We start from the raw sequence: 13,709 nt of genomic DNA on the forward strand, positions 1-13,709 counted from the left end.
ACAATATTGTCCACAGTTTTTGTGCAGAATGGGGGATTTATCCCCGCCGCAGCCTGTGAACAAGCAATATTGTGCTGATGCGAAATTTTTACGCAGAGCAAAAATGTTCTTTCAGATCAATGATTTGCCTGCACCCCACCGGGCTTGCCAACAATCTTATCAACAGAATATGTGCAGAACCCGCAGGGAGGATTTCTGCACGTGCATAGTTTTTGCGCATGAGAATAATTCTCTTTTGCATCAATCACTTAATGTTGCTTCATGGTCATTGCTAACAATTTTGTCCACAGAAAATGTTAAGAACCGCACAGACCCCAGGCTTGTGAACAGTGCTGAAAATTTGCGCACCGGGTAAATTCCCTTAGGAATCATGTACTTGGGTGGCAAGGAGCGGGCTTGCTCACAATCTTTTCCACAAAATATGTGAAGAAGCCCTACTTGCCGCGAACCTCCCAACACGATACATTGCGGCTAGCCGTTACGGCTTGCCCTTATCCCGGAACACAGGAGTTCGTTTTGCTCGCCATCTTCCAAGCTGCAGGCTGGCCTATCTGGCTGCTGCTGATTGCATCCATCGTCGCCACCGGCCTGATTATCGAACGCCTGATTACCCTGCGCCGCGCGCGCATCCTGCCGCCGAGCCTCCTGAATGAAGTGATCGGCGTCTACCGCAACGGCAATGTGACGCCGGACATTATCGACAAGCTGGAAAAGAGTTCTCCGCTGGGCGTGGTGCTGGCCGCCGCGCTGCGCAACGTGCATGCGCCGCGCGATGTGATGAAGGAGGCCATCGAGGAATCGGGCAGCGGCGTGGGCCATACGCTGGAGCGCTTCCTGACCACGCTGGGCACCATCGCTTCGCTGGCGCCGCTGATGGGCCTGTTTGGCACCGTGGTCGGCATGATCGAGATTTTCGGTTCGCAGTCCGGCACCGGCAGCAATCCGGCGCAGCTGGCGCACGGCATTTCCGTGGCGCTGTACAACACGGGATTCGGCCTGGCGATTGCGATGCCTACGCTGGTGTTCTACCGCCACTTCCGCGCGCTGGTGGACAGCTTCATCATCGACATGGAGCAGCAGGCGATCCGCTTCGTGGACGTGGTCCACAACGCGCGCAAGTAAGCGGAGCTGGGCATGGCACTCAACTTCCGCAAGGCGCGGCGCCGCGAAGATCCGGAGATCAACCTGATCCCCTTTATCGACGTGCTGCTGGTGATCCTGATCTTCCTGATGGTGAGCACCACTTACAGCAAGTTCACCGAGCTGCAGATCACGCTGCCGACGGCGGATGCGGAGAAGGCCAAGGAACAGCCGAACGAGATCAGCGTGACGGTGGATGCCAAGGGCAACTACACGGTCAACAATGTGCCGGTGTCCTTCCAGAATGTGGCCGGCCTGGCCGAGCACCTGAAAGCTGCGTCCAAGGGCGCCGATCCGGTGGTGATCGTGAATGCCGACCAGTTTGCGATGCACCAGATGGTGGTCAATGTGATGGAGGCCGCGCGCATCGCCGGTTTCGAGCGGCTGACGTTTGCGGCGCAGACCGGCAACGCCAAATAATCCCATGGGACTTGAATCGACACTGATCCGCGCCTGGCTGCGGCGCGGGCCGCTGGCGTGCGCGCTGTGGCCGGTGTCGCTGCTGTTCCGCGCGCTGAGTGCATTGCGGCGGCTGCTGTTCCGCGCCGGCGTGCTGAAGTCGGCGCGGCTGCCGGTGCCGGTGGTCGTTGTCGGCAATATCTTCATCGGCGGCACGGGCAAGACGCCGCTCACGATCTGGCTGGTGGAGGCGCTGCGTGCGGCGGGCATGAAGCCTGGCGTGGTGTCGCGCGGCTTCGGCAGCAGCGGCGAAGGGGCGCGCGCTGTCACGGCGCTGTCTTCCCCGGCAGAGGTGGGCGATGAGCCGGTGCTGATCGCGGCGCGGACCGGCGTTCCGGTGATGGTGTCCCGTGTGCGTGCGGAGGCGGGCAGGGCGCTGCTCGCAGCACATCCGGAAGTGGATGTGATCGTGACCGATGACGGCTTGCAGCATTACGCGCTGCAGCGGGATGTGGAAGTGGTGCTGTTCGACGGGCGCGGCGCGGGAAATGGCTGGACGCTGCCGGCCGGGCCGCTGCGCGAGCCGCCGTCGCGCCGCCGCGATTTCACCGTGATCAACGCGCCGGAGCTGGCGCCAGCGCTGCTTGCCGCAGTAGCCGGGCAGCGTGCGGCGGATGGCGGGGCATCGCTTGCACCGATGGACGGCGTCGAAGGCGCCCTTGCCGCTGGCGCCGCTCCGACCGGCACCGGCGGCGCGGCAGGCGCAGCGCTAGCTGGCGCTGAGGCGGCGGCCAAGGCCGCAGACCTCGCCGGTGCGGGCGCCGCAGCGACGGCGGTGTTCCAGATGCGGCTGGCGGGCGACGTGGCGGAGCGGCTGGGCGACCGGACGGAGCGCGTGGCGCTGGCCGAGCTGGCGCGGCGCGGCGGCAAGATCGTGGCGGCGGCGGGCATCGGCAATCCGGGCCGTTTCTTTGCCATGCTGCGCGCGGCCGGGCTGCAAATCGATGAGCTGCCGCTGCCTGACCACCACGATTTCCAGGACCGTCCTTTCGCCTCGCTGCAGGCCGACCTGATCTTGATGACCGAGAAGGATGCAGTAAAATGCAGCCAAATCGAAGAACTCAGAACCGACCCGCGCCTGTGGGTGGTTCCGGTCAGCGCCCGCATCGACAGTGCGCTGGCCCGTCAAATTGTGGAGAAATGCCGTGGACGCACGTTTGCTTGATATTCTGGTCTGCCCGGTCTGCAAAGGCCCGCTGGAATACGATAAGAAAGCCCAGGAGATGATCTGCCGCGGCGACCGCCTGGCTTACCCGATCCGCGACGGCATCCCCATCATGTGGGCCGACGAAGCGCGCACCCTGCAGGATCCGGTGGAATAAGCCTTGTCCTTCACCGCCATCATCCCCGCAAGGCTGGCCTCGACCCGCCTGCCGAACAAACCGCTCGCCGACATCGGCGGGAAACCAATGGTCATCCGCGTGGCCGAGCGCGCCGCCGAGTCGGGCGCCAGCCGCATCATCGTCGCCACCGACCATGAAGATATCCGCGCCGCCTGCGTGCAGCATGGCGTGGAGGTATGCATGACGCGCGCCGACCATCCCTCCGGTACCGACCGTATCGCCGAGGTGGCGCGCACCCTGAACCTGGCGCCGGACGCCGTGGTGGTCAACCTGCAGGGCGACGAACCGCTGATCGACCCTGCGCTGCTGTCGGCCGCCGCCGCCCGCATCGGCAAGGATGTGCCGATGTCCACCTGCGCCCATCCGCTGCATGACGCCGCCGATGTGTTCAACCCGAATGTGGTGAAAGTGGTGCTGGACAAGGAGGGCCGCGCCCTGTACTTCAGCCGCGCCCCCATTCCCTGGGCGCGCGACGATTTCGCGAAAAGCCAGTCCGTACTGCCGCCCGGCTATGCGCCGCTGCGCCATATCGGCCTGTACGCCTACCGCACCGATTTCCTGCTGGCCTACCCGCAGCTGGCGCTCTCGCCGCTGGAGGGAATCGAAGCGCTGGAGCAGCTGCGCGTGCTGTGGCATGGCTACCCGATTGCCGTGCACGTCACCGATTCCGCGCCGGCCGCCGGCGTCGATACCCCGGAAGACCTGGAGCGCGTGCGTCGCCATTTCGCGGGATAACACGCCTGAAATATGGCGTTCACGCTTAGTTTTGTGGTAAGTTTCGTGAGAAGCTGTCCATACTTACCATTATATTAAAAACGATTTAGGAATTTTCATGCGTCTCATTCTGTTAGGAGCACCTGGCGCCGGCAAGGGCACCCAAGCCAACTTCATCAAGGAAAAATACAATATTCCGCAAATCTCCACCGGCGACATGCTGCGTGCTGCCATCAAGGCAGGCACCGAGCTGGGCCTGGCGGCGAAGAAGGTGATGGATGCTGGCCAGCTGGTGTCGGACGAGATCATCATCGGCCTGGTGAAGGCACGCCTGCAGGAACCGGACTGCGCGTCCGGCTACCTGTTCGACGGCTTCCCGCGCACCATTGCGCAGGCCGATGCGATGAAAGACGCAGGCGTGAAAGTGGACTACGTGCTGGAAATCGCCGTGCCCGATGAATCGATCATCGAGCGCATGGACGGCCGCCGCTGCCATCCTGGCTCGGGCCGCGTGTACCACGTCAAGTTCAATCCGCCGAAGGAAGAGGGCAAGGACGACGTGACCGGCGAGCCGCTGGTGCAGCGCGACGACGACAAGGCCGAGACCGTGAAGAAGCGTCTCGACGTGTACCACAACCAGACCGAGGTCCTGCTCAGCTACTACAACAACTGGGCGGCGTCGGGCGACGCCAATGCGCCGAAATACCGCCGCATCGAGGGCGTTGGACCTGTGGAGGAAATCCGGGACCGTGCGTTTGCCGCACTGTCCAACTGATAGTAAGAGAGCGGGCCTGAAGGTCCGCTTTTTTTTGCGCTAAATACTCCGCGCCCCGCACCGGGCGCCATAGACGGCCCCCTGGCCGTTTCAAGGTTTTGCAGCATGCAGCATTGGTTGGTCGCCGAACCCACAAGGCAAGGCGGTTTTCTGAAGTTCGTTTGTACGCTTGATCTAAAAACAGAGGGGACATATCTATGGCAGCAAGCTTATGGTTTACGATCGCCTGCGGGGTGATCGCCGTGGTCTACGGTCTATGGTCGCGCAGCTGGATCTTGCGGCAGGATGCGGGCAATGAGCGCATGCAGGAAATCGCCACTGCCATCCAGCAGGGGGCAGGCGCCTACCTCGCAAGGCAGTACCGTACTATCGGCATCGTTGGCGTCGTACTCCTGATTGCCATCTTCTTCCTGCTCGGCATGCAGACCGCGCTGGGCTTCCTGATTGGCGCCGTGCTGTCCGGCGCCTGCGGCTTTATCGGCATGAACGTTTCCGTGCGCGCCAATGTGCGCACCGCGCAGGCGGCCACGCGCGGCATGAACGAGGCGCTCAATGTCGCGTTCAAGGGCGGCGCCATCACCGGCATGCTGGTGGTGGGCCTGGGCCTGCTGGGCGTGGCGGTGTTCTACTGGATGCTGACCGCCTTCGCTTCCAATGCGTATCCGAATCCCGGCGCCACACCGCATGACATCATCAAGCCGCTGATCGGCCTGGCCTTCGGCGCTTCCCTGATCTCCATCTTCGCGCGCCTGGGCGGCGGCATCTTCACCAAGGGCGCCGACGTGGGCGCCGACCTGGTGGGCAAGGTGGAAGCGGGCATTCCGGAAGACGACCCGCGCAATCCGGCGGTGATCGCCGATAACGTGGGCGACAATGTGGGCGACTGCGCCGGCATGGCCGCCGACCTGTTTGAAACCTATGTGGTCACGCTGATCGCCACCATGCTGCTCGGCGCGCTGATGATCACGAACGCGCCGAACGAGGCCATTATCTATCCGCTGCTGCTGGGGGCAGTGTCCATCATCGCTTCCATCATCGGCTGCTCGATGGTGAAGGCGAAGGCGGGCAAGAAGATCATGTCCGCGCTGTATACGGGGTTGTGGTGGGCGGCAGGCCTGTCGCTGATCGGCTTTGCCGTTGTTACCTGGATGATCTGGCCGGATGACGACATGCGCTACCGCATGCTGGGCGCCACCGTGGTGGGCATCGTGCTGACGGGCCTGATGGTCTACATCACCGAGTACTACACAGGCACCGACTTCAAGCCGGTGCGCCATATTGCGGAAGCCTCCACCACCGGCCATGGCACCAATATCATTGCAGGCCTGGGCGTTTCGATGAAATCCACCGCGTGGCCGGTGCTTGCGGTGTGCGTGGCCATTCTCGTTTCCTACCAGCTGGGGGGGCTGTACGGCATCGCCATCGCGGCCACTTCCATGCTTTCCATGGCGGGCATCATCGTGGCGCTCGATGCTTACGGCCCGATTACCGACAACGCGGGCGGCATCGCCGAAATGTCCGGCATGCCGGAGTCGGTGCGCGCCATTACCGATCCGCTGGACGCGGTGGGCAATACCACCAAGGCTGTCACCAAGGGCTATGCCATCGGTTCCGCAGGCCTGGCCGCGCTGGTGCTGTTCGCCGACTACACCCACGCGCTGGAATCGGTGGGCAAGTCGATTACCTTCGACCTCTCGAACCCGATGGTGATCGTCGGCCTGATCATCGGCGGCCTGATTCCCTATCTGTTCGGCGCCATGGCGATGGAAGCCGTGGGCCGCGCCGCAGGCGCCGTGGTGGTGGAAGTGCGCCGCCAGTTCCGCGACATCAAGGGCATCATGGACGGCACCGGCAAGCCGCAGTACGACAAGGCCGTGGACATGCTGACCGCCTCCGCCATCAAGGAAATGATCGTGCCTTCGCTGCTGCCGGTCGTGGTGCCGATCCTGGTCGGCATGCTGCTGGGCCCGGCAGCACTGGGTGGCATGCTGATGGGCACCATCATCACCGGGCTGTTCGTGGCGATCTCGATGACCACCGGCGGCGGCGCCTGGGATAACGCGAAGAAATACATCGAAGATGGCAATCACGGCGGCAAGGGCTCGGATGCGCACAAGGCAGCCGTGACCGGCGATACCGTCGGCGATCCATATAAGGACACGGCCGGCCCGGCCGTCAATCCCCTCATCAAGATCATCAACATCGTGGCGCTGCTGCTGGTGCCGCTGCTGCCCGCCAGCGGCTGGGTGGCTGTTACCGTGGCGCCGCCAGCCCCGGCGGCACAGCATGCGCCTATGGCGGACCAGCCGCCTGCCCCAACTGCCTTGCCTGCGGGAGACACTGCTCAGCCCGCCCGCTGAGCCGGAAAACCGGAGCCCGTGCCACTTGGCGCGGGCTTTTTTTCGTCCAGAAATTCTTATTCAGTCTCAAAACTCCGCTTCGAGTCGCGATCAGTCTTAACTTTTGCGGCATATCTACAACAAATCAAATTTATTTCCGAATGTTAAATGATTAAGGTCACTTTCCTTTTGGAAGGTTCTCTCATCTTCGCCTAAATTTGCGCGAACGTCGGCTAAAAAAATACAAGTTCTGCAATGTTGAGATCTGCAAAGGTGCGTTTCCTCACCCCAATCCGACACTCTTTTTTAAGATTCCGCTCGTCAATTGCCAACCAGACAGACGATGCATACCAAACTACGACGATTCCTGATTCCAGCCCTGATGGCTTCCCTGCTCACCGCTTGCGGCGCAGGCAGCAACAGCGGCGATGACAGCACCGCGGCAGCAGGTGCGGCTTCTTCTCCCAGCGGTATCAAGCTGGCATCCACGGTAGTGCAGGGCGGTTCGATGGCCTTGCCGGGCACCGATACCAATTACACCGCCAGCTCCACGCGCTGGGCCACTACCCAGTCCCAGGCGGCGCGCTTCCTGGCGCAGGCCAGCTTCGGCCCCACGGCAGATTCGATCGCCGCCGTGCAGGCCGGCGGCCCGAACGGCTGGCTGGACAACCAGTTCTACAAGGCGCAAACCCTGCACCGCTACTACATCGATTCCGTGGGCGCGAGCCAGGCCGGCGGCGCCACCATCAACCAGATGTACGAATCGTTCTGGAAGCAGGCGGCGCTGGGCGAAGACCAGCTGCGCCAGCGCGTGGTGTTCGAGCTGTCGCAGATTTTCGTGGTCTCGCTGCAGGACAGCAACGTCTACAACTATCCGCGCGGCGTGGCCAGCTATTACGACACGCTGGGCCAGCATGCCTTCGGCAATTTCCGCAACCTGCTGGAAGCGGTGGCCAAGCATCCGATGATGGGACTTTATTTGTCCTACATGCACAACAACAAGGAGAGTGCGACCCGCGTGCCCGATGAAAATTTCGCTCGCGAAATTATGCAGCTGATGACCATCGGCCTCTACGAGCTGAACCAGGACGGCACGCGCAAGCTGGTCAATGGCCAGCCGGTGGAAACCTACGACCACGACGACGTGGCGGGCCTGGCCAAAGTGTTCACCGGCTGGAGCTGGGCGGGCCCGGACAAGTCCCTGAACCGCTTCTGGGGCAATGACCGCAGCTACGCCTACCGCGACTTCATGCCGCTGCAGATGTATCCGCAGTTCCACTCGACCTCGTCGAAGCAGTTCCTCGGCGTGACCATTCCGGCCGGCGGCACCGGCGAGAACGACCTGAAGATTGCGCTCGATACCCTGTTCAAGCACCCGAACGTCGGCCCCTTCATCGGCAAGCAGCTGATCCAGCGCCTCGTCACCAGCAATCCGAGCCCGGCCTATGTGAGCCGGGTGGCCGCTGCCTTCAACAACGACGGCAAGGGTGTGCGCGGCGACATGAAGTCGGTGATCGCCGCCGTGCTGCTGGACCCGGAAGCGCGTCCTGCCACCGCCACCGCGAGTACGGGCCGCCTGCGCGAGCCGGTGGTGCGCCTGGCGAACTGGATGCGCGCGTTCAACGCCGGTTCCGCCTCCGGCCGCTATCTGCTGGCGAACCTGGATGATCCGCTGACCGGTTTGGGGCAAACGCCGCTGCATTCGCCGTCGGTGTTCAACTTCTACCGCCCGAACTACGTGCCGCCCGGCGGCCAGATCGCGAGCGCGGGCCTGGTGGCGCCGGAAATGCAGATTACTTCCGAGCCCTCGGTCACTGGCTACCTGAACTTCCTGATCGACCTGGTGCCGAAAGGCGTGGGCAAGAACTGGGATATCAGCGCGGCCTATGCCAACGAAATTCCGCTGGCATCCAACCCGGCCGCGCTGGTGGACCGCGTGAACTTGCTGCTGCTGAACGGGATGATGTCGCCGACCTTGCGCAGCCAGATCGTTTCGGCGGTGACTGCGGTGCCGCAGCCGGTGCCGAACGGCAGCAAGAACTCGAACCTGGTGGCCCAGGCAAAGATCAACCGCGTCCATCTGGCGGTCTTCCTTGCCATGGCTTCGCCTGAATACCTCGTGACGAAATAAGGTGCATCAATAATGAGTGATCAACAGTTTTCCCGCCGCCGCTTCCTCGGTTCCATGATGGCCATGGCCGGCAGCTCGGCCGCGCCGTTTGCGCTGAACCTCGCGGCCATGGGCAATGCCGTGGCGGCTGACGTTTCCGGCTACAAGGCCCTGGTCTGCCTGTTCATGGTAGGCGGCAACGACCACTACAACACGGTGCTCGCGACCGATCCGACGTCGTGGAATGAGTACCAGAAACTGCGCTATTCGGTGGAAACCGACTCCATCGCGCTGCGCGCCGCAGGTACTTCCGGCGGTGTGCTGCCGATTGCGCCGAACACGCCGCAGGCCGGGCGCAGCTTCGCGCTGCATCCGCAGCTGGGCGCGATGAAGACGCTGTTCGACAGCGGGCGCGCGGCCGTGGTGTCCAACGTCGGCACGCTGATCCAGCCCACCACGCTGGCCCAGTACAAGGCGCACTCCGTGCCGCTGCCGTCCAAGCTGTTCTCGCACAATGACCAGCAATCCACCTGGCAGTCCTGCAAGCCCGAAGGCGCCACCTTCGGCTGGGGCGGGCGCATGGGCGACCTGCTGTCGTCGGGGAATGCGAACGCCAACTTCACCTGCGTATCCGCGGCGGGCAACGCGGTCTTCGTGTCCGGCAAATGGGTGCGCCAGTACCAGGTCAGTGCGGCGGGCGCGGTGCCGATCAAGAACCTGAGCGGCGCCCTGTTCGGCAGCTCGGTGAATCCGCTGCGCGCCATCGTCACCGGCAACAGCGGCAACCTGCTGGAGCAGGAGCACGCGGGCGTGCTGAACCGCGCCATCAGCACGCAGGCCGTACTGAGCACGGCGATGGTGCCGGCCGGCTCGGGCGGCGTGCCGGAGCCGGGCAACTACGTAAATCCGAACAACGGCGTCTCGATGGTGAACCCGCTGGCCAAGCAGCTGCAGACGGTGGCGCGCATCATCGCCGCGCGCGGCACGCTGGGCCTGCGGCGCCAGGTGTTCTACGTCACGCTGCCGGGCTGCGACACGCACGACGGCCAGCGCAGCCTGCAGGCCGACAATATGGCGAAACTGGCGCACGCGCTGGCCTACTGGGACAGCATCATGGGCAGCCTGATGGGCGTGAACATGCGCAACAACGTCACGCTGTTCACAGCCTCGGACTTCGGCCGCACCCTGGTCAGCAACGGCGACGGCACGGACCATGGCTGGGGCTCGCACCACTTCGTGGTAGGCGGCGCGGTCAAGGGCAAGAACATCTACGGCACTTTCCCCACGATCGGCCTGGGCCACGGCGCCGACGTCGGCTACGGCGCGCTGCTGCCCTCGGTCTCGGTCGAACAGTACGGCGCCACGCTGGGCGCCTGGTTCGGCCTCACGCCGACGGAGCTGGTAGACGTCTTCCCCAACCTCGTCAACTACAGCATCCGCAACCTCGGCTTCATGGCCTGAAGCTGAGTCCGCGACACCCTGGGGCCAGGCCCCATGTGTCGCAGGCTCATGCGCGGAGGTATGGCTGAGTCCGCGACAAGAGGGGCCTGGCCCCATGGTGTCGCGGACTCATGTGCGGCGCGGCGGGCGGGGAGGGCGTATCATCGTTTGCATGAAACGCATCGCCTTGCTGCTCCTGATTCCTGCCTTGCTGCCACCACTGGCGGCGGGACAGGCACAGCCTGGGCAGCGCGAGGTCGAGGCTTACGCGAAGCTGCCGGTCTGCAAACTGGCGCCGGATGGGCGCAAGCTGGCCGTGGAGCCTTGCCGCACCGCGCCGCCGAAGCGGCCTATGCCGCGCCGGCCGGTGCCGCTGACGGTGCAGCCTGTGCCGCGCATGGCCGAGCCCTCGGCCGTGCCAGCACCTGCCGCCGCACCGGGACCGGTGCTGCCGCTGGTGCTGGAGCCGCGCCAGCCCAGCCAGCCGCTGCCTTCCCTCAGCAATAACCCCGCGCCCGGCGCTTTTGCTGCACCGCCGCCCGGACCCGGGCCGCTGGTGCCGGCCAATTGCGGCGCCGGCGGCTGCCGCGACATCAACGGCACCTTCTACGGCGGGGCGCCCGGCAGCGTCACCGTGGCGCCGAACGGCCGCCAGTGCGTGACCTCGGCGTCCGGCTTGGTCCAATGCTTCTGATCCGCTACAATACGGCTGCTTGACGTTTACGTAAACGTCACACAGATCAATCAGAATAGAGGGACAGCCATGCAAATCAAGGACAATGTATTCATCATTACCGGCGGCGCTTCGGGACTGGGCGCGGCCAGCGCGCGCATGATCACGGCCGCAGGCGGCAAGGTGGTGCTGGCGGACGTGCAGGCGGAAGCGGGCGAGAAGCTGGCCGCCGAACTGAATGGCGCTTTCGTGAAGTGCGACGTGACGTCGGAAGCGGATGCGCAGGCGGTGGTGGCGAAGGCGCTGTCGCTGGGCACCCTGCGTGGCCTGATCAACTGCGCCGGCGTGGCGCCTGCCATCAAGACCGTGGGCAAGGAAGGCCCGCATCCGCTGGAGAGCTTCCAGCGCACCATCAACATCAACCTGATCGGCACCTTCAATATGTGCCGCCTGGCGGCTGACGCCATGGGCAAGACCGAAGCGGCCGAACATGGCGAGCGCGGCGTGATCATCAACACGGCCTCCGTTGCCGCCTTCGACGGCCAGATCGGGCAGGCCGCCTACGCCGCCTCGAAGGCCGCCGTGGCAGGCATGACGCTGCCGATGGCGCGCGACCTGTCGCGTAGCGGCATCCGCGTGATGACCATTGCGCCGGGCATCTTCGAAACGCCGATGCTGCTCGGCATGCCGCCGGAAGTGCAGGACGCGCTGGGCAAGATGGTGCCGTTCCCGCCGCGCCTGGGCAAACCGGAGGAATACGCGCAGCTGGCCAGGGCCATCATCGAAAACGTGATGCTGAACGGCGAAACCATCCGCCTGGACGGCGCTATTCGCATGCAGCCGAAATAAGGTAGGATGCAGGAGTCGTCGGTGCGCGGCCATGGCCGCGCACTTTGTTTTCCGGAGACTCCATGATCCAGCTGAAATCCCTCGCCCTTGGCGCCGCGCTGCTGTGCGCTGCCGCCATGCCTTCGCTGCACGCGCAGGAAGTCCTGCAGCGCGCCCCCGAAATCGCCACCGGCTACCAGGCCAAGGCCGGCGTTACCGCCCGCGACTACATGGTGGCCGCCGCCAATCCCCTGGCTTCCGACGCGGGCTACCAGATGCTCAAGCGCGGCGGCAGCGCGATCGACGCGGCCATCGCCACCCAGCTGGTGCTGACCCTCGTGGAGCCGCAATCGTCGGGCATCGGCGGCGGCGCCTTCATCATGTACTTCGACGGCAAGCGTATCCAGACCTTCGACGGCCGCGAAACCGCGCCTTCCGCCGCAACGGAAAAACTGTTCCAGACGCCTGACGGCAAACCGATGCCGCGCATGGAAGGCCTGGTGGGCGGCCGCTCGACCGGCGCCCCCGGCGTGCTGCGCATGATGGAAATGGTGCACAGGCAGCACGGCAAGCTGCCATGGGCCATGCTGTTCGCACCGGCCATCAAACTGGCGGAGGAGGGCTTCGCCGTGTCGCCGCGCCTGAATGCGCTGGTCAGCAATGACCGTTACCTGGCGAAGGACCCGGTGGCGCGCGCCTACTTCTACAATGCGGAAGGCAAGGCCTGGCCGGTCGGCCATATCCTCAAGAACCCCGCGCTGGCGCGCACCCTGCACGAGGTGGCGAAGAACGGCGCCGACGCTTTCTATACCGGCCGCATTGCCGCCGACATCGCGGCCAAGGTGGCGAGCCACCCGACCAATCCCGGCCTGCTGACCGCAGCCGATATCGCCGCCTACAAGCCGAAGGAACGCGAGCCGGTGTGCGCCGACTACCGCCAGTGGAAGGTGTGCGGCGCGCCGCCGCCATCCTCGGGCGGCATCGCCATCGCCGAGATGCTGGGCATACTGGAAAACACGAAAATCGCCGAACACAAGCCGGTGAACGGCGTGCCGGACGCGGAAGCGATCCACCTGTTCGCTGAAGCCGGCCGCCTGGCCTATGCAGACCGCAACCGCTATGTGGCCGATACCGATTTCGTGCCGCTGCCGGGCAAGGGCATCGCCTCGCTGCTGGACAAACGCTACCTGAGCCAGCGCGCGGCCCTGATCGGCGAGCGCTCGATGGGCCTGGCCCAGCCGGGCAAACCGGCCGAGCTGCAGGTGGCCTGGGGTTCGGACAAGGACAACGCCCGCCCATCCACCTCGCACCTGGTGGCGGTGGACCGCTTCGGCAACGGCCTGTCGATGACCACGTCGGTGGAAGACGCCTTCGGCTCGCGCCAGATGGTGGACGGCTTTATCCTGAACAACCAGCTGACCGACTTCTCCTTCGAATCCGCGGACGAAAATGGCCCGATCGCCAACCGCGTACAGGCCGGCAAGCGCCCGCGCAGCGCCATGTCGCCGACACTGGTATTCGACAAGGCCACGGGCAAGCTGGTGCTGGCCACCGGTTCGCCGGGCGGCTCGGCCATTATCAACTACGTGGCCAAGGTGCTGGTCGGCACGCTGGACTGGCAATTGGACGTGCAGCAGGCCATCAGCCTGCCCAACTTCGGCAGCCGCAACGGTCCCACCGAGCTTGAAGCCGGCCGCATTCCGCCATCGGTGGCCGAGCAGCTGAAAGCGCGCGGCCACGACGTGCGCATCTTCGACCAGACTTCCGGTTTGCAAGGCCTGCAGCGCATCGAGCGCAACGGCCAGCCCCTGTGGTTCGGCGGCGCCGACCCCCGCCGCGAAGGCGCCGTCCGCGGCGACTGACACCATGGGGTCAGGCACTGTGTCAG

Annotated in this window: 12 protein-coding genes; all 12 read left to right on the forward strand. The window is 64.4% G+C overall.

Annotated elements, in window-relative coordinates; all coding sequences use genetic code 11:
• Positions 1-516 precede the first annotated feature (516 nt).
• The 12 genes from ACJRPG_RS15425 (at position 517) to ggt (ending at position 13,683) form a co-directional block, all read left to right on the forward strand.
• On the forward strand, positions 517-1,122 hold the full coding sequence (locus tag ACJRPG_RS15425; RefSeq protein ID WP_408000975.1) for a MotA/TolQ/ExbB proton channel family protein: 606 nt from the start codon (positions 517-519) through the stop codon (positions 1,120-1,122).
• 12 nt (positions 1,123-1,134) lie between these two features.
• Positions 1,135-1,560, forward strand: a complete 426-nt coding sequence (locus ACJRPG_RS15430; RefSeq protein WP_408000976.1) for an ExbD/TolR family protein — start codon at positions 1,135-1,137, stop codon at positions 1,558-1,560.
• A 4-nt stretch (positions 1,561-1,564) separates the two neighbouring features.
• Positions 1,565-2,764 (forward strand): tetraacyldisaccharide 4'-kinase, encoded by a 1,200-nt coding sequence (gene lpxK, locus ACJRPG_RS15435; protein WP_408000977.1) that lies wholly within the window; start codon positions 1,565-1,567, stop codon positions 2,762-2,764.
• On the forward strand, positions 2,745-2,921 hold the full coding sequence (locus ACJRPG_RS15440) for a Trm112 family protein (RefSeq protein ID WP_408000978.1): 177 nt from the start codon (positions 2,745-2,747) through the stop codon (positions 2,919-2,921). Before lpxK ends, ACJRPG_RS15440 begins: the two co-directional genes overlap by 20 nt.
• A gap of 3 nt (positions 2,922-2,924) precedes the next feature.
• Positions 2,925-3,677, forward strand: coding sequence for a 3-deoxy-manno-octulosonate cytidylyltransferase (gene kdsB, locus ACJRPG_RS15445; protein ID WP_408000979.1), 753 nt, complete (start codon positions 2,925-2,927; stop codon positions 3,675-3,677).
• 97 nt (positions 3,678-3,774) lie between these two features.
• Positions 3,775-4,431 (forward strand): adenylate kinase, encoded by a 657-nt coding sequence (gene adk, locus ACJRPG_RS15450; protein WP_408000980.1) that lies wholly within the window; start codon positions 3,775-3,777, stop codon positions 4,429-4,431.
• Between the two features lie 197 nt (positions 4,432-4,628).
• Positions 4,629-6,791 carry a sodium-translocating pyrophosphatase gene (locus ACJRPG_RS15455; protein ID WP_408000981.1) on the forward strand — a complete coding sequence of 721 codons (2,163 nt, stop codon included), beginning with the start codon at positions 4,629-4,631 and terminating at the stop codon, positions 6,789-6,791.
• Positions 6,792-7,113: 322 nt separating this feature from the next.
• Positions 7,114-8,901 (forward strand): DUF1800 domain-containing protein, encoded by a 1,788-nt coding sequence (locus tag ACJRPG_RS15460; RefSeq protein WP_408000982.1) that lies wholly within the window; start codon positions 7,114-7,116, stop codon positions 8,899-8,901.
• Positions 8,902-8,913: 12 nt separating this feature from the next.
• Positions 8,914-10,341, forward strand: coding sequence for a DUF1501 domain-containing protein (locus ACJRPG_RS15465; protein ID WP_408000983.1), 1,428 nt, complete (start codon positions 8,914-8,916; stop codon positions 10,339-10,341).
• 151 nt (positions 10,342-10,492) lie between these two features.
• Entirely contained in the window at positions 10,493-11,014 is a 522-nt protein-coding gene (locus ACJRPG_RS15470) for a hypothetical protein (protein WP_408000984.1), read from the forward strand.
• A 69-nt stretch (positions 11,015-11,083) separates the two neighbouring features.
• The gene (locus ACJRPG_RS15475; protein WP_408000985.1) at positions 11,084-11,842 is read left to right on the forward strand and encodes a 3-hydroxyacyl-CoA dehydrogenase; all 759 of its coding nucleotides are present in this window, start codon (positions 11,084-11,086) and stop codon (positions 11,840-11,842) included.
• Positions 11,843-11,904: 62 nt separating this feature from the next.
• The gene (ggt, locus tag ACJRPG_RS15480; RefSeq protein ID WP_408000986.1) at positions 11,905-13,683 is read left to right on the forward strand and encodes a gamma-glutamyltransferase; all 1,779 of its coding nucleotides are present in this window, start codon (positions 11,905-11,907) and stop codon (positions 13,681-13,683) included.
• The last annotated feature ends 26 nt before the right edge of the window (positions 13,684-13,709 follow it).

Source organism: Pseudoduganella rhizocola, assembly GCF_045984285.3.
In the GTDB taxonomy this organism is placed as follows: domain Bacteria; phylum Pseudomonadota; class Gammaproteobacteria; order Burkholderiales; family Burkholderiaceae_D; genus Rugamonas.